Source organism: Delftia sp. PE138 (genome assembly GCF_018320755.1).
Classification (GTDB): Bacteria; Pseudomonadota; Gammaproteobacteria; order Burkholderiales; family Burkholderiaceae_C; genus Comamonas; species Comamonas tsuruhatensis.
Window position 1 is genome coordinate 187,246 of sequence record NZ_JABEPN010000009.1, and the last position, 15,313, is coordinate 202,558.

15 protein-coding genes are annotated in these 15,313 nt (G+C 66.9%); 5 read left to right on the top strand and 10 right to left on the bottom strand.

What is annotated here, in order from left to right; genetic code table 11:
- Nucleotides 1-4 precede the first annotated feature (4 nt).
- From HFGMBDPB_RS25440 to HFGMBDPB_RS25450, 3 genes are read right to left on the bottom strand one after another with little or no spacing between them, the layout of a single operon-like run.
- Nucleotides 5-526: a phage tail protein gene (locus HFGMBDPB_RS25440; protein WP_043790765.1), complete on the bottom strand. Its 522-nt coding sequence runs from the start codon at nt 524-526 to the stop codon at nt 5-7.
- A 5-nt stretch (nt 527-531) separates the two neighbouring features.
- Nucleotides 532-1,023: a phage tail protein gene (locus tag HFGMBDPB_RS25445; protein WP_016447530.1), complete on the bottom strand. Its 492-nt coding sequence runs from the start codon at nt 1,021-1,023 to the stop codon at nt 532-534.
- Nucleotides 1,023-1,496, bottom strand: a complete 474-nt coding sequence (locus HFGMBDPB_RS25450) for a phage tail protein (protein WP_016447529.1) — start codon at nt 1,494-1,496, stop codon at nt 1,023-1,025. Before HFGMBDPB_RS25450 ends, HFGMBDPB_RS25445 begins: the two co-directional genes overlap by 1 nt.
- A 137-nt stretch (nt 1,497-1,633) precedes the next feature.
- Here HFGMBDPB_RS25450 and HFGMBDPB_RS25455 point away from each other — a divergent pair, with 137 nt between their 5' ends.
- Nucleotides 1,634-2,005 (top strand): DUF6916 family protein, encoded by a 372-nt coding sequence (locus HFGMBDPB_RS25455; RefSeq protein ID WP_016447528.1) that lies wholly within the window; start codon nt 1,634-1,636, stop codon nt 2,003-2,005.
- Here the strand turns inward: HFGMBDPB_RS25455 and HFGMBDPB_RS25460 are convergent.
- The 6 genes from HFGMBDPB_RS25460 to HFGMBDPB_RS25485 form a co-directional block, all read right to left on the bottom strand.
- Entirely contained in the window at nt 1,992-2,516 is a 525-nt protein-coding gene (locus HFGMBDPB_RS25460) for a GNAT family N-acetyltransferase (protein ID WP_212646525.1), read from the bottom strand. The genes HFGMBDPB_RS25455 and HFGMBDPB_RS25460 overlap by 14 nt on opposite strands.
- Complete coding sequence (locus HFGMBDPB_RS25465; protein ID WP_212646526.1) at nt 2,506-2,865, bottom strand: DUF6916 family protein; 360 nt, start codon at nt 2,863-2,865, stop codon at nt 2,506-2,508. Before HFGMBDPB_RS25465 ends, HFGMBDPB_RS25460 begins: the two co-directional genes overlap by 11 nt.
- Nucleotides 2,866-2,959: 94 nt before the next feature.
- Complete coding sequence (locus tag HFGMBDPB_RS25470) at nt 2,960-3,889, bottom strand: dihydrodipicolinate synthase family protein (RefSeq protein WP_212646527.1); 930 nt, start codon at nt 3,887-3,889, stop codon at nt 2,960-2,962.
- 11 nt (nt 3,890-3,900) lie between these two features.
- Nucleotides 3,901-5,073, bottom strand: coding sequence for an L-rhamnonate dehydratase (locus HFGMBDPB_RS25475; protein WP_123690827.1), 1,173 nt, complete (start codon nt 5,071-5,073; stop codon nt 3,901-3,903).
- Between the two features lie 28 nt (nt 5,074-5,101).
- Nucleotides 5,102-6,130: a 4-hydroxythreonine-4-phosphate dehydrogenase PdxA gene (locus HFGMBDPB_RS25480; RefSeq protein WP_212646528.1), complete on the bottom strand. Its 1,029-nt coding sequence runs from the start codon at nt 6,128-6,130 to the stop codon at nt 5,102-5,104.
- Nucleotides 6,131-6,137: 7 nt separating this feature from the next.
- The gene (locus tag HFGMBDPB_RS25485) at nt 6,138-7,109 is read right to left on the bottom strand and encodes a Bug family tripartite tricarboxylate transporter substrate binding protein (protein ID WP_212646529.1); all 972 of its coding nucleotides are present in this window, start codon (nt 7,107-7,109) and stop codon (nt 6,138-6,140) included.
- 114 nt (nt 7,110-7,223) lie between these two features.
- Between HFGMBDPB_RS25485 and HFGMBDPB_RS25490 the strand changes: the two genes are divergently transcribed.
- Nucleotides 7,224-8,180, top strand: a complete 957-nt coding sequence (locus tag HFGMBDPB_RS25490) for a LysR family transcriptional regulator (RefSeq protein ID WP_047473884.1) — start codon at nt 7,224-7,226, stop codon at nt 8,178-8,180.
- Here HFGMBDPB_RS25490 and HFGMBDPB_RS25495 read toward each other — a convergent pair.
- Complete coding sequence (locus tag HFGMBDPB_RS25495; RefSeq protein ID WP_016447520.1) at nt 8,177-9,106, bottom strand: LysR family transcriptional regulator; 930 nt, start codon at nt 9,104-9,106, stop codon at nt 8,177-8,179. The genes HFGMBDPB_RS25490 and HFGMBDPB_RS25495 overlap by 4 nt on opposite strands.
- A 126-nt stretch (nt 9,107-9,232) precedes the next feature.
- Here HFGMBDPB_RS25495 and HFGMBDPB_RS25500 point away from each other — a divergent pair, with 126 nt between their 5' ends.
- From HFGMBDPB_RS25500 to HFGMBDPB_RS25510, 3 genes are all read left to right on the top strand, one after another.
- On the top strand, nt 9,233-10,015 hold the full coding sequence (locus tag HFGMBDPB_RS25500; protein ID WP_034367286.1) for a putative hydro-lyase: 783 nt from the start codon (nt 9,233-9,235) through the stop codon (nt 10,013-10,015).
- Nucleotides 10,016-10,260: 245 nt separating this feature from the next.
- The gene (locus tag HFGMBDPB_RS25505) at nt 10,261-13,893 is read left to right on the top strand and encodes a hydantoinase B/oxoprolinase family protein (RefSeq protein ID WP_212646530.1); all 3,633 of its coding nucleotides are present in this window, start codon (nt 10,261-10,263) and stop codon (nt 13,891-13,893) included.
- 124 nt (nt 13,894-14,017) lie between these two features.
- Nucleotides 14,018-15,307, top strand: coding sequence for an MFS transporter (locus HFGMBDPB_RS25510; protein WP_212646531.1), 1,290 nt, complete (start codon nt 14,018-14,020; stop codon nt 15,305-15,307).
- Nucleotides 15,308-15,313 lie beyond the last annotated feature (6 nt).

The following is a 15,313-nucleotide window of genomic DNA, read 5'->3' on the forward strand; positions in this document are numbered from 1 at the left end:
GTACTCAGCTCCGTGCGGGGAAGATGCCCTGCAAGGCGATGATGAAGTTCATGACCAGGTAGGGCGGAAGATTGTTGTGTGGCTGGCTGTCGCCCGCAGGTTGAGGGGGAGCCATGGTGACCGCAGAGGTGTTGGAGGCTGGCGCGATGTACGGGCGCGTCGGTGCGGTGCCCAGGACGGCGCCTGCCGGGCTTGCTACAGCGGGATCCGCAGGCGTGCCCGCTCGGGCCAGATGGCTGTGGACGGGAATTTCCGATGCCTGCAGCTCCACGGTTTCAACACCGCCGGATTCGCCCAGATCGCGCAGTGACAGTCCAGGTCCTTGGCCCGGGTGCATGGGCATGCGGCCCTGCAAGTCGGGAAGCGCGAAGTTGGACTTGCCATTTCCACCGTATGTCGTTCCCAGCAGGGAAAACAGCGCCGTGCTCTGAGAAATCGGCATGAGCTGACCATCGCAAAAGGCCCAGCCCTGGGGTGCGAAGTTGAATCCGCCAATGCGGATTTCGGCGACGAAGGGATCGGACATGGTCTTCAGGTCGGAGAAGGAAAGAGGCCTTGCATGGCCATGCAAAAGCTCAGTGCCAGATAGGGCGGCATATTGAGGTGTGGCTGGCCGCCGCCCACATTGGCCAGCAGGGCTGGCATGGTCGTATCACCGCTTTGCGCATAGTGGCCGCGCGCCGCTGCAGGCAGGTTGCCGTTGCCCGATGTCGCCTGGCCCGTAGTGCCGGAAGCGGCCATGGCGTGGCTGTGCTGCGGTATCTCTGACAGGGTCAGGGTGTGGGTTTGCTCGCCTGCTCTCTCTCCCTGCGTATGGCCGGCTCCCATGTGCATGGGCATGCGGCCGCGCAGGTCGGGCAGTGCAAAGGTGGTCTGCCCGTTGCCACCATAGGTGGTGCCCAGCAGCGAGAACAGTGCCTGGTTCTGGTTGATGGGCAGCAACTGCCCATTGCAAAGAGCCCAGCCTTTGGGGGCGAAGTTGAAGGAGAAGACGCGAACCTCTCCGAGAAAGGGGGTAGACATCAGGTGGGGGAGGGATAGATGCCGAACAGCGAGATGATGAAGTTCACGCAAAGGAAGGGCGGCATATTGGTATGCGGCTGCGACCCTCCTACCGAACTCACCATCGATGCAGCCATGGGCGTGGCGGGGACGCCGTTCACAAAGGCCTTGTGATCCCTGTGCTTGGCAAACACTGCGTCGGCGGGCGAGGCCAGAAAGCCTGTGCCCGAGGACGCGGGAACGCCGTGCGTGTGGGCTGGAATCTGATTGACGGTCAGCGTGACGTCTTCGACTCCAGCGGCCTGAGCCAGCGGGAATCCGTTGCCTGCGTGCAGGGGGATGCGGCCACGCATGTCTGGCAGGGCGAAGGTGCTTTGGCCATCACCGCCGTATGTCGTGCCGATCAGAGTGAAAAGGGTTTCGTATTCCGAGATGGGCATTTGCTGCCCTTCGCAGAACATCCAGCCTGCCGGCGCGAAGTTGCCGGCAAACATGCGGATTTCCCCAACAAAGGGTTGAGCCATGACAGGGTGGGGTTAGTAAACGTTAATAATTGCAAAATAGTTTAGTATGGCAACCTGTTTCGCAGCAAAAATATTTTGCTTCTGTTGCTTGGGCAGGAAGGGCCACGATGAAGACAGGACGCCGTGCTTTCATGCAGGTTGCAGGGGCCTTTCCCGCTGCAGCGGCCGTTTCCGGGATTCCAGTGATCGCCTGTGCGGCTGGCATGGAGTTGCGCCGCAGCCACTTTCAGCCGCTGCTGGGCCATAGCTTCTCGGTAGCAGGAGAAGTTTCCGAGTTACGTTTGGTTTCGTTGGCAGCGCTGCCGCACACACTGCACGGCGACCGCTCTTTCAGCGCACTGTTCGAGTTGTCCCGCCCTGGCGCGTTGCTGCAGGACACCTGGGAAATCTCTCATCCGGCTCTGGGAAGCCACGCCGTCTTCCTGAGCCCCAGCGACGCGCGAGGCGGTCTGCTGGAAGCCGTGTTCAACCGCGGCTGAGCGCCGCGGTCCTGCGCATGCGCAGGTAGATGCCTTCCTGGTCCTGCTCGACAAAGCCCAGGCGCTTATACAGGCGCCGGGCTGGATTGTTGGCTTCCACGAACAGCTGCATGTCGCGCCCTTCTTGATCTGCCCAGCCGGCCAGCCATTGCATGAGGGCCGTGCCCAGTCCCTGGCCTTGAACAGCGGCGTCGAGCGAGATGTCCATCACTCCCAGCGGCCCGGGTGCGAGATTGAGGTAGAGCCGGCCTATAGGCAGACCTGCCCTCTCGATCACGAAAAACGCACCGTGTGCGTAGTGCTTGCGGTAGTGCTGATCCTGCAAAGCGAACTGCGAATCGCAGAAGGCATGCTTTTCGGCTTCGCTCCAGGGCACGGGCGCCAGTTCGGCAGCGCGTACCTGGCGGTACAGGGCGCGGAGAAAAGCGTAGTCGGCTTCTTCGGCCAGGCGCAACTGCACATCCTCCAGATACAGCGGCGGCAGCTCGGGCACGAACGGCTCAGACGGCATGGGAAAAGCAGGCCTCGTAATCGACATGGCCTGCCGACTGCGCAATGGGCGTGATGAAGATGGCGTAGTCACCGAGCTGCGCATGGCGCACGCGGTAAGTGCGCTGCGGCAGCTGCGGCTGGCGCGGACCGCGAAACACCAGGGAGAACTGCAGCATGCCGGGCGTGTCGGCCGATGTCTGCATTGCGCTGAGCACTTGCATGTCGATGCCGATGGTGTGCTCGGCCTCCGCCATGAAGAAGCTCACGGTCTGCTGGGCCAGGGACTGGGCGTCGTTCCAGGACAGGGCTCTGGCATACAGCGCGTCGTCCAGTTCGACGTTGGACGGGGACAAAGAGGTTGCGGACATGGGCGGCAGTCTGATCGGTGGGGCTGGCAGGCACAGAGCGGCAGCATAGCCCATGCACAGGCGGCGGTTTTCTTCTGCTGAGACCTCAACTGCCTCAACCCCCCCAGCGCAGCACCAGCGGATCGAGCCGCCGTGCAATGTCCAACAACTGGCGGCGCACCTCGGGGTGCATGGGCGGCCAGGGCGCGCGCGGCGCGTCGCAGGCGATCACGCCGCCGGCCTTCATCAGCGCCTTGGCGGCCAGGAAGCCGGCCTGGCGGTTTTCGTGGTTGATCAGGGGCAGCCAGCGCTGGTAGAGGGCGAATGCGGTGTCGGGGTCGCCGTTTCTGTGCGCTTCGATGATGGGGCGTATGCCGTCGGCAAAGCCGCCGCCCGTCATGGAGCCCGTGGCGCCGGCCTGCAGGTCGGCCAGCAGGGTGATGGCTTCCTCGCCGTCCCAGGGGCCTTCGATGGCCTCGCCACCCAGGGCGATGAGTTCGCGCAGCTTGCCGGCGGCGCCTGCGGTTTCCATCTTGAAGTAGCAGACCTGCTCGATCTCGCGGGCCATGCGCGCGAGGAAGGCGGGGGACAGCGGCGTGCCTGCGGCGGGCGCGTCCTGCACCATGATGGGAATGGCGATGGCATCGGACACGGCCTGGAAGAAGCCCTGGATCTGGGCCTCGCCGAAGCGGAAGGTGGCGCCGTGGTAGGGCGGCATGACCATCACCATGGCCGCACCCATGTCCTGCGCGCGGCGGCTTCGCTCGGAGCACACGCGCGATGAGGTGTGCGTGGTGGTGACGATCACGGGCACGCGGCCCGCCACATGTTCCAGCGCCGTGCGCGTGAGGGTCTCGCGCTCGTCATCGGCCAGCAGGAACTGCTCGGAGAAGTTGGCCAGGATGCACAGGCCGTCCACGCCCGAGTCGATCATGAAGTCCAGGCAGCGCCTCTGGCTGGCCAGGTCCAGCGTGCCGTCCTCGTGGAAGGTGGTGGGTACCACGGGGAAGATGCCGCTGTAGCGCGGCCGAGAAATTCCGGGCATGGCGTGCTCCCTCATTCGACGATGCGGAACTGGTCCAGGTACTCGGTCTTGAGCGTGAGGCCCAGGCCCGGCACATCGTCCCTGAGCTGCAGGAAGCCGTTCTCGGCCACGGGCTCGCCGTCGAAGATGTACCAGAACAGCTCATTGCCCACCTCCACGTCGAAGATGGGGAAGTACTCGGCCATGGGCGAGGCCAGCGTGCTCATGGTCAGGTGGTAGTTGTGCATCTGGCCCGCATGCGGGATGACGGGCACGCTGAACGCCTCGCACAGCGCATTGATCTTGTGCGCGGCCGTGATGCCGCCCACGCGGTTGGTGTCGTACTGCACGACGCTGACGGCCTTCTTGTCGAGCAGCTGCTTGAAGCCGTAGAGGCTGAACTCGTGCTCGCCGCCCGAGATCGGAATGCTGGTGAGGCGGCTGAGTTCGGCGTAGCCGTCGATGTCGTCGGCGATCACGGGCTCCTCCAGCCAGCGCGGCTCGAACTTCTCCAGCTTGGGCAGCATGCGCCTGGCGTACTCCAGGTTCCAGCCCATGTAGCACTCCAGCATCAGGTCGCAGTCGTAGCCTATGACCTCGCGCACGGCCTCGACCGAGCGCAGGTTCTCGCGCACGCCTTCCTGCAGATGGGCCGGGCCGTAGCCGAAGCGCATCTTGAAGGCCTTGAAGCCCTGGTCCAGGAATTTTTGCGCCTCTTCCTGCATGGCCTTGAGGTCGGTGCGGTAGAGCTTGCTGTAGTAGCAGGGAATCCTTTCCTTGGTGCGCCCGCCCAGCAGCTTGAACACAGGCTTGTTCACGCTCTTGCCCAGGATGTCCCAGATGGCCAGGTCCACGGCCGAGATGGCGGCCATGGTCACGCCCTTGCGGCCCCAGGCGTGCGTGGCGCGGTACATGCGCTGCCACAGGTACTCGTAGTCCCACGGGTCCTGGCCGATGACCAGGGGCGCCAGGTACTCGTCGATGATGGCCTTGGCGATGCGCGGCGCCAGCGCCACGTTGCCCAGGCCGACGATGCCGTCGTCGGTCTCGATCTCCACCACCGTCCAGGAATGGAAGCGGAAGGTGGACATGGTCTCCTGCGGCGCATAGAGCAGGTCCATGGCGTTGGAGCAGAAGTTGCCCTGGGGCGGCACGGTCTTGCCTTGCCATTCGTAGACGCGGGCGCGGACGGATTTGATTTTCATGATGGTGATGGCGAGGGAGTGAAGTCAGTCAGCACAGGCGCGCGGCGCCCATGCGGCAGGCGATCAGAAAGGCCTGCCAGGTGGCCTCCACGCTGGCCCGGCCCTGGCCCGCGATGTCATAGGCCGTGCCGTGGGCCGGCGTGGTGATGGGGATCGGCAGGCCGCCCTGCACGGTCACGCCGCGCGAGAAGCCCAGCAGCTTGATGGCGATCTGGCCCTGGTCGTGGTACATGGTCACGATGGCCTGGTACTCGCCGGCCTGGGCCTTCAGGAAGATGGTGTCGGCCGGGAAGGGGCCGTGGAACGGATCGGGCGTGGGCCAGTCGCGGGCCTGCAGCGCGCGCACGGCCGGCGCGATGATGTCGATCTCCTCGCGCCCGCAGGTGCCGCCGTCGCCGTTGTGCGGGTTGAAGCCCGCAATCGCCACCTTGGGGGTGGCCATGCCGCTGGCCAGCAGCGCGCGGTAGATCAGCTCGGCCGCCTGCGCGATGCGCTCCTGGCTCAGATAGCCGGCCACGTCCCTGAGCGGCACATGGGACGAAATGCGCGAGGTCCACAGATCGCCCAGCGTATTGAATTCGCAGAAATAGCCGCTCACACCCAGGTACTCGGCAAAGTGGTGCAGCTCGTCCTCATGGCGCAGGCCGCCCAGCTTCATGGCCTGCTTGTTGAGCGGCGCAAAGCAGATGGCGTCGATCTGGCCGGCCTGGGCCGCGTCCATGCACAGGTCCAGCACCTGCAGCACCGAGCGCCCGCCTGCGGCTTCGGCACGGCCCTGGTGCACGGCATCGGGGGCCACCGTGTCCATGGCCAGGAAGGCGGGCAGGGCTGTGTCGGTGCGGCCCCGTGCATGGGCCATGCTGGCGATGGGCGCGGTGGACACCTGCAGGCCCGCGATGCGCTGGCCCTGCTGCCACAGCCAGGGGTCGCCGGCCAGCACGATGTTGGCCTTTTGCATGGCCTCGGGCCGCGCCAGCAGGCGTGCGATCAGTTCGGCGCCTATGCCGGCGGGATCGCCCAGGGTCAGGGCGACGACGGGAAGTTCGGATGCGGGCATGTGCGGCTCAGTCGATCTTGATGTGGTTCTTGCGGATGATTTCGCCAAAGCGCTGGTACTCGGCGTTGTGCAAGGCAATGAACTCCGCCTGGCCCATGGGCTGCAGCTCGGCGCCCACGGCCTCCAGGCGCGTGCGCGTCTCGGGCATGGCCAGCACCTTGTTGACCTCGTCGTGCACCCGTGCCTGCACGGCGCGGGGTGTGGCCGCTGGCATGTAGATGCCGTACCAGGCGCCTATCTCCACGCCCGGCAGGCCGGCCTCGGCCAGCGTCGGCACCTGGGGCAGCTGGGCGTTGCGGCGCGGTGACGTCACGCCCAGCGGGCGCAGCTTGCCGGCCTTGATCTGGCCGATCACCGAAGGCATGGTGTCGAAGCTCATCTGCACCTGGCCGCTGACCAGGTCCACCAGGGCGGCGGCGCTGCCCTTGTAGGGCACGTGGGTCAGTTCAATGCCGGCCGCGTCCTTGAACATCTCGGCCGCGATGTGCTGGGTGCTGCCCGTGCCGCTGCTGGCGAAGTTGATCCTGCCGGGCTCCTTGCGGGCCAGGGCGACCAGTTCCTGCACCGAGTTCGCGGGCAGGCTGTTTCCCACCACCAGCACATTGGGCACTGCGCCCACATAGGCCACGGGCACCAGGTCGCGGTTGCTGTCGTAGCCCAGCTTGAGCAGGTGCGGGGCAATGGCATGGGCCGTGACCACGCCCATCACCATGGTGTGCCCGTCCGTGGACTTGGCCGTCATGTCCACGGCCAGGGTGTTGGAGACGCCGGGGCGGTTTTCCACGATCACGGGCTGGCGCAGCAGCGGCGCGAGCCGGTCGGCCACGGCGCGTGCCATGGCATCCGTGCCGCCGCCCGGGGCCGAGCCCACCAGCATGCGCACGGGCCGCGCGGGCCAGTCGGGCGGGGTTGGCGGGGTTTGAGCGGTGGCGAGCGAGGGCAGCAGGGCGGCTGCGGCCAGCAGGATGCGGCGTTGCATGTCTTGTCTCCGGTGCTTTTGTTGTGGGCCCATGCTAGGCAGGCAATTGATTGCCGTAAACTGAAAATTGCTGATGAATGGATAACTCCAGGCAATCAATTCAAAGGGACTTCCATGGGCTCCATCGACCGCAGGGACAGCACGCCGCAACTGCTCAACCGCCTGCGCATGCGGCAGGTGGCGCTGATGCTGGCCATAGAGGAGCAGGGCACGCTGCGCGGCGCTGCAGCCCGGCTGGGCCTGAGCCAGCCGGCGGCCACCAAGATGCTGCATGAGCTGGAAGGCGCGCTGGGCCTGCCGCTGTTCGAGCGCGTGGGCCGCGGCCTGCAACTGAACGCCGCCGGCGAACGCGTGACGGGCTACTTCCGCCACCTGCGCGGCGGCATGGAGGCGCTGAACCGCGAGCTGCAGGAACTGCGCGAAGGCAGCGCGGGGCGGCTGGCCGTGGGCAGCATCATGGCGGCGTCGCCGGGCCGCCTCACGCAGGCGCTGCTGGCGCTCAAGCGCCAGTGGCCGCTGTTGTCCATCGAGGTGGCCGTGGACACCAGCGACCGGCTGCTGGCGCAGTTGCAGGACGGGGTGCTGGAGGTGGTGGTGGGCCGTCCGGCCGGGCCGTCCGACGCGGATCACCGGTTTTGCTCGCTCGATGATGAGGCCCTGTCCATCATCGCGGGCTGCGGCCATCCGCTGGCGCGTGCCCGCAGCGTGAGCTTTGCGCAGCTGCAGGCCCATGGCTGGGTGCTGCAGCCGCCGGGCAGTCCCATGCGCGCGCTGATCGACCAGGAGTTCCAGGCCCACGGCCTGCCGCTGCCGCGCGGCCTGATCGAGACGGGCTCCATCCTCACCACCATGAACCTGGTGCGCAACTCCGATCTGGTGGCCGTGATACCGCAGGCCGTGGCCCGCGACCATGCCGAGCACGGCATGGTCCGCATCCTGCCCTACCGCATGCGCCGCAACCTGCAGTCCTACGGCAGCCTGGTGCGCCGCGACCGGCCGCTGAGCCAGGCGGCCGCCAGCTTTCTGGCGCTGTTGCACGGGCAGGAGCCGCCGCCGGCATCCGCGCCCTAGCCGATGTACCGCACCAGATGCGGGCTGACCCGCTTGCAGTAGCTCTTGCAGACGCGGCGCAGCACCTGGGCGGTGTCGGTGACGCCGGGCGGCGGGCTCTTGGGGTACCAGGTGGTGATGCGAAAGGAGGGTGGCGTGGGCAGATCCAGCTCCACCAGCTCCCCGCTTGCCAGCTGCGGCGCCACCAGCATGCCGTGCATGATGGCGACGCCCAGGCCCTCGCGCACCAGCGAGACCAGCGCCGCCAGCGAGGGCGATCCCGAGATGCGCAGATCGCTGGAGACCATGCCGCTTTGCACGGCCAGTTGCTGTGCCATGGCCACGGCCTGCTCGTAGGGGCCGGTGCCGCGCATCTGTGTCAGCAATTGCTTGCCCAGCGCCTTGTGCAGTCCATCCTTCCTGGGCACCAGGCCCCGCCTGGCAATCCAGTGCACGGGCACCTCCAGCAGGTTCTCGACCACGGCGAACTGGGGGTCCACGCCGCTGCCGGTGCGCACGATCAGGTCCAGGTCGCGCCGCATCATCTGCTCCGACAGGTGGGTGCTCAGATCGACGGTCAGGTCCAGCTCGATGTGCGGCAGGCTGGCGCCCATCGCCTTGACGAATTCGGGCAGGAAGGTGTGTACCGCCGTCTCCAGCACGCCGACCCGCAGGCGGCAGCCGATGGCGTCGTCGGACCTGGCGGCACGCTCCAGGGTGCGTGCGGCTTCAATGACGGCCTCCGCATGCCGCAGCAAGCGGGCGCCGGCGTCGGTGATCTGCAGCGTCTTGCGGTCCCAGTGGAACAGGGTCACGCCCAGGTCCGACTCCAGCCCGCGTATGCGCATGGAGACGGCGCCGGGGCTGGCATGCACCAGTTCGGCCACGCGGCGCACGCTGCCGATGCGTGCCAGCAGCACAAAGGTTTCCAGAAAGCGGATGTTCATGGGGGTCTGCGCGGGCTGTGGTGGCTGTTCAGTTTTTCTGGGAGAGGCTGCGCACAATTCCTGAGTGGACCGGTGGCCTGCTGCTTTTTACATTGGGAGGCATCTCCACTCAATAGAGGCTCACCCATGACGCACTGGACCCATCCGACCGAGTTCCGACAGGAGGTGCGCGCCGGCCGCTTTCGCGGGCAGACGGCAGGGCAGTGCCCCGGCTACACCCAGGGCAACCTGGCGATATTGCCGCGCGAGTGCAGCGAGGAGTTCCTGCGGTTTGCTCGCCTCAACCCCAAGTCCTGCCCGCTGATCGGCGTGACCGAGCCCGGCAGCAGCCGCGTGCCCGAACTGGGCGATATCGATCTGAAGACCGACCTGCCCTCGTACTGGGTGTTTCGCGATGGTCACAGGGCCGAGCAGGTGAATGACCTCACGGAGCTGTGGCGCGACGACCTGGTGGGCTTTGTCATCGGCTGCTCCTACTCCTTCGAGGACGCGCTGCGCGAGGCGGGCGTGCCCGTGCGCCACATCGATGAAGGCCGGGGCGCGCCCATGTTCATCTCCAGTATTCCCAACGGCCGGGCCGGCCGCTTCGGCGGCAGCATGGTGGTCAGCATGCGGCCCATGACGGCGGCCCACGCCATCCGCGCCATCCAGGTCACTTCGCGCTTTCCCAGCGTGCATGGGGCGCCCGTGCACCTGGGCGATCCCGCGCAGATAGGCATTGCCGACATCGACAGGCCGGACTTCGGCGAGCCCATGGCGCTCAGGCCGGGAGAGATTCCCGTGTTCTGGGCCTGCGGCGTGACGCCCCAGCAGGCCATACGCTCGGCGGCCCTGCCATTCGCCATCACGCACGAGCCGGGCCACATGCTGGTGACGGAGTTGCGCAACAGCCATCTGGCCGCGTTCTGACGGCCTGCCTGCCTGCCTGGCTGCTTGGCTTGCGGCCCGCTTCGGCGGGCCTTTTTCTTTGCGTCGCCGGCCGGCAAGGGGGCGCTCCTGTTCAGTTTTCGTGAACAGAGGGGGCGAAAACTTCTCGATGGACGCGGTCCAGGGGCACTTTTAGATTGGACGCCAGTGGTGGGCACCGGCGGAGGGCCGTGCTCCAGGCCACGGTTTTCCTGACTTCAACTTCGAGACAAACGGGTTCCGACACCATGCAAGAACGCTCCACTCCCCATGACAGGCGCTGGCAATTCTGGATAGACCGTGGCGGTACATTCACCGACATCGTGGGCAAGCGGCCCGATGGCAGCCTGGTCACGCACAAGCTGCTGTCGGAGAACCCCGAGCAGTACCGGGACGCGGCCGTGGCCGGCATCCGCCACCTGCTGGGGCTGGCGCCGGGCGAGCCGGTCCCCGCCGATCAGGTGGAGTGCGTGAAGATGGGCACCACGGTGGCCACCAATGCGCTGCTGGAGCGCAAGGGCGAGCCCACGCTGCTGGTGACCACGCGGGGCTTTCGCGATGCGCTGCGCATCGCCTACCAGAACCGTCCGCGACTGTTCGACCGCCATATCCAGTTGCCCGAACTGCTCTACAGCGAGGTGGTCGAGGCCGTGGAACGTGTGGATGCCCATGGGAAGGTGCTGCGCGAGCTGGACGGGCTGCACCTGCACACGGCGTTGGCCGCAGCCCATGCGCGCGGCTTGCGCAGCGTGGCCATCGTCTTCATGCATGGCTACCGCCATACGCGGCATGAGCAGATGGCGGCGCGCATTGCGCGGCAGTTGGGTTTCACGCAGGTCAGCACTTCGCACGAGACCAGTCCGCTGATGAAGTTCGTGAGCCGGGGCGATACCACGGTGGTCGATGCCTACCTGTCTCCCATCCTGCGCCGCTATGTGCAGCAGGTGGCTGCAGAGATGCCGGGAGTGCGGCTGTTCTTCATGCAGTCTTGCGGAGGGCTGTCCGACGCGGGCAGTTTTCAGGGCAAGGACGCCATCCTGAGCGGGCCGGCCGGAGGCATCGTGGGCATGGCGCGCACGGCGGGCCTGGCCGGGCACGACAGGGTCATCGGTTTCGACATGGGTGGCACATCCACCGACGTCAGCCACTATGCAGGCGCCTTCGAGCGCGAGTTCGAGACCCAGGTGGCCGGCGTGCGCATGCGCGCGCCGATGATGAGCATCCACACCGTGGCCGCCGGCGGCGGCTCGGTGCTGGCCTACGACGGCTCGCGCTTTCGCGTGGGACCCGAGAGCGCGGGTGCCCATCCCGGCCCGGCGAGCTATCGCCGCAGCGGCCCCCTGGCCGTGACCGATGCGAACGTGATGGTCGGCAAGGTCCAGCCGCGCTACTTTCCCAGCGTGTTCGGGCCTGCCGCCAACGAGCGACTGGACGGCGAGGCCGTGCGTGTCCGCTTCGAGGAACTGGCGCGGCAGACGGGGCGCACTCCCGAGGACGTGGCCGAGGGCTTCATCCGCATCGCCGTGCAGCAGATGGCCAACGCCATCAAGAAGATCAGCGTGGCGCGCGGCTATGACGTCACGCGCTATACGCTGCAGTGCTTCGGCGGCGCGGGCGGCCAGCATGCCTGCCTGGTGGCCGATGCGCTGGGCATGTCCCGCGTGTTCGTGCATCCGCTGGCCGGCGTGCTCAGCGCCTATGGCATGGGCCTGGCGGACCAGACCGTGATCCGCGAGCAGGCCATGGAGCTGGCGCTGACTGCCGAGGCCCTGCCGCTGATCGCCGAATGCCTGGATGCGCTGGGCACGGGCGCGCAGGCGGAGCTGGAGCGCCGGCAGGTCGGCGCAGGCCCTGTGCAGGTGCGGCACAACGTGCATGTGCGCTACGAGGGCTCCGATTCCGCCTTGGTCGTGCCCTTTGGCTCCCTGCCGGGCATTCAGTCGGCTTTCGAGTCGGCCTACCGCCAGCGTTTCGCCTTTCTGATGGCGGGCAAGGGGCTGGTGGTGGAAGCCGTGTCGGTCGAAGCCGTGATTGCGGGCGATGCGCCCGGCGAGCCGCTGCAGCCGGAGAATCCGCCGCGCGAGCATCCGCGCCGCGAAACCGTGCGCATGTACTCCGGCGGCGCCTGGCATGGCGCGGCCCTGGTGGTGCGCGAGGACCTGCGGCCCGGCGACGTCATTGCCGGCCCGGCCATCATCGCCGAGCGCAACGCCACCACCGTGATCGAGCCTGGCTGGTCGGCCAGGCTCACCGGGCTGGATCACCTGGTGCTGGACCGGGTGGTGCCGCGCAAGGTCGAGTACGCGGCCGGCACGACGGTGGACCCTGTGCTGCTGGAGGTCTTCAACAACCTGTTCATGAACATCGCCGAGCAGATGGGCCTGCAGCTGCAGAACACGGCCTACTCGGTGAACATCAAGGAACGGCTGGACTTCAGCTGCGCGCTGTTCGACGCCGAGGGCCACCTCATCGCCAATGCGCCGCACATGCCCGTGCACCTGGGCTCCATGGGCGAGAGCATCCAGACGGTGATCCGCAAGAATGCCGGACGCATGGCCCAGGGCGATGTCTACGTGCTCAACGACCCCTACCAGGGTGGCACCCATCTGCCGGACATCACCGTCATCACGCCGGTCCATATCGCCGGCGAGGCATCTCCGACCTTCTACGTCGGCAGCCGGGGCCACCATGCCGATGTGGGCGGCATCACGCCGGGCTCCATGCCGCCGTTTTCCACGCGCATCGAGGAAGAGGGCGTGCAGATCGACAACTTCAAGCTGGTCGATCGCGGCGTGCTGCGCGCCCAGGAGATGGTCGAGCTGCTGCAAAGCGGCGAGTACCCAAGCCGCAACCCGCAGCAGAACCTGGCCGACCTGAAGGCCCAGATCGCGGCCAATGAAAAAGGCGTGCAGGAGCTGCACAAGATGGTGGCCCAGTTCGGCCTGCCCGTGGTGCAGGCCTACATGGGCCATGTGCAGGACAACGCCGAGGAGTCGGTGCGCCGCGTCATCACGCGGCTCAGGGACGGGCAGTTCACGCTGGAACTGGACAATGGCGCGCAGATCCGCGTGGCCGTCACCGTCGATACGGCCGAGCGCAGTGCCGTCATCGATTTCTCGGGCACCAGCGTCCAGCAGACCAACAACTTCAATGCGCCGCGCGCCGTGTGCATGGCGGCCGTGCTCTATGTGTTCCGCACGCTGGTGGACGACGACATCCCGCTCAACGCGGGCTGCCTCAAGCCTTTGAAAGTCATCATCCCCCAGGGCTGCATGCTCAACCCCAACCCGCCCGCTTCGGTGGTCGCGGGCAATGTGGAGACCTCCACCTGCATCACCAACGCGCTGTTCGGCGCGCTGGGCGTGATGGCGGGCAGCCAGCCCACCATGAACAACTTCACCTTCGGCAATGCGCACCACCAGTACTACGAAACCATTGCCGGCGGCAGCGGCGCAGGCGCGGTGCTGGACGCCGAGGGCCGGGTGGAGCGCGGCTTCAACGGCACCAGCGTCGTCCAGACGCACATGACCAATTCGCGCCTGACCGATCCGGAGGTGCTGGAGTTCCGCTTCCCCGTGATGCTGGACAGCTATGAGATTCGCGACGGCTCGGGCGGCGGCGGGCGCTGGCACGGCGGCAACGGCGGCGTGCGGCGCGTGCGCTTCCTGGAGCCCATGACGGCCAGCATCCTGTCCAACGGGCGCCTGAATCCGGCCTTCGGCATGGCAGGTGGCCAGCCGGGGCAGCCGGGCATCAACCGTGTGCTGCGTGCCGATGGTCAGGTGGAGGAACTGGACCACATCGGCGCCGTGCACATGCAGCCGGGCGACATCTTCGAAGTCTGCACGCCGGGGGGCGGCGGCTACGGAACGGCGGCCTGACACGCCGCCAGCAGGGGGCATGGCGCGGGCGGGGGAGGGCCGCCCGGCCAGGCCCGGATCACAACCGATGGAGTGCCATTGAATGCAAGACGCTTCGCGCAGCTGAAGTGCAAGGAGACAACAAATGACAAGCCTTGACAACGCAAGGACCCTGGCCGCAGAGCAGCACCGGGGCCACTGGCTGGGCCAGCTCGAGCCCAAGGAAAAGCGGGCGCTGACGGCCTCGTTCGGCGGCTATGCCGTGGACGCCTTCGACTACTACACGCTGCCCCTGGTCACCCCGATCCTGCTGTCGCTGTGGGGCATGAGCAAGACCGAGGTCGGCCTGATCGGCACCTCGACGCTGGTGGCCTCGGCCATCGGCGGCTGGATGGCCGGCATCCTGGCGGACCGCTACGGGCGCGTGCGTGTGCTGCAGTGGACCATCCTCGTATTCGCTCTTTTCACCTTCGCCTGCGGCCTGGCGCAGACACCGGGCCAACTGCTGCTGGCCCGCACGCTGCAGGGCCTGGGCTTTGGCGGCGAGTGGGCCGTGGGCTCGGTGCTGATCGCCGAGACCATACGGCCGGCCTTCAGGGGCAAGGCGGTGGGCCTGGTGCAAAGCAGCTGGTCCATAGGCTGGGGCGCGGCCGTGCTGGTGTCCATGGCGCTGTTCTCGTTTCTGCCGCCCGAGATCTCATGGCGGGCCATGTTCCTGCTGGGCCTGCTGCCGGCCCTGCTGATCCTGTACATACGCCGCACCGTCAAGGACCCCGAGGTCTACCTGAAGACCCGTGCCGCCGTGGGCCGGGGCGAGCGCAGCGGGCACTTCCTGGACATCTTCAAGGGCGGCATGCTCAAGACCACGGTGCTGGCCAGCCTGATGTTCACCGGCATGCAGGGCGGCTACTACGCCATTGCCGTGTGGCTGCCCACCTTCCTGAAGAACGAGCGCCACCTGACGGTGCTGGGCTCGGGCGGCTACCAGTTCATGTTCATCTTCGGCGCCTTTGCAGGCTACCTGTGCGGTGCCTACGCCTCCGACCGGCTGGGCCGGCGCCTGGCCTTCACGCTGTTCGCCATCGGCGCCGGCAGCCTGGCCTATGCCTATACGCTGCTGCCCATCACCGATGCCTGGATGCTGGTGCTGGGCTTTCCGCTGGGCTTTTTCATGTCGGGCATCTTCAGCGGCGCCGGAGCCTTCCTGGCCGAGCTGTTCCCCAACGAACTGCGCGGCTCCGGCCAGGGCTTTTGCTACAACTTCGGCCGCGGCATCGGGGCCACCTTCCCTGCGCTGGTGGGCGTGTTCAGCGACCGGCTGGGCCTGTCGCTGGGCATGGCCATCGGCATCTGCGCCACGGCGGGCTACGTGATGGTGGTGTTGTTCGCCATGTGCCTGCCGGAGACGCGAGGCCGGGATCTGGCCGCGCAGTGAAGCGCT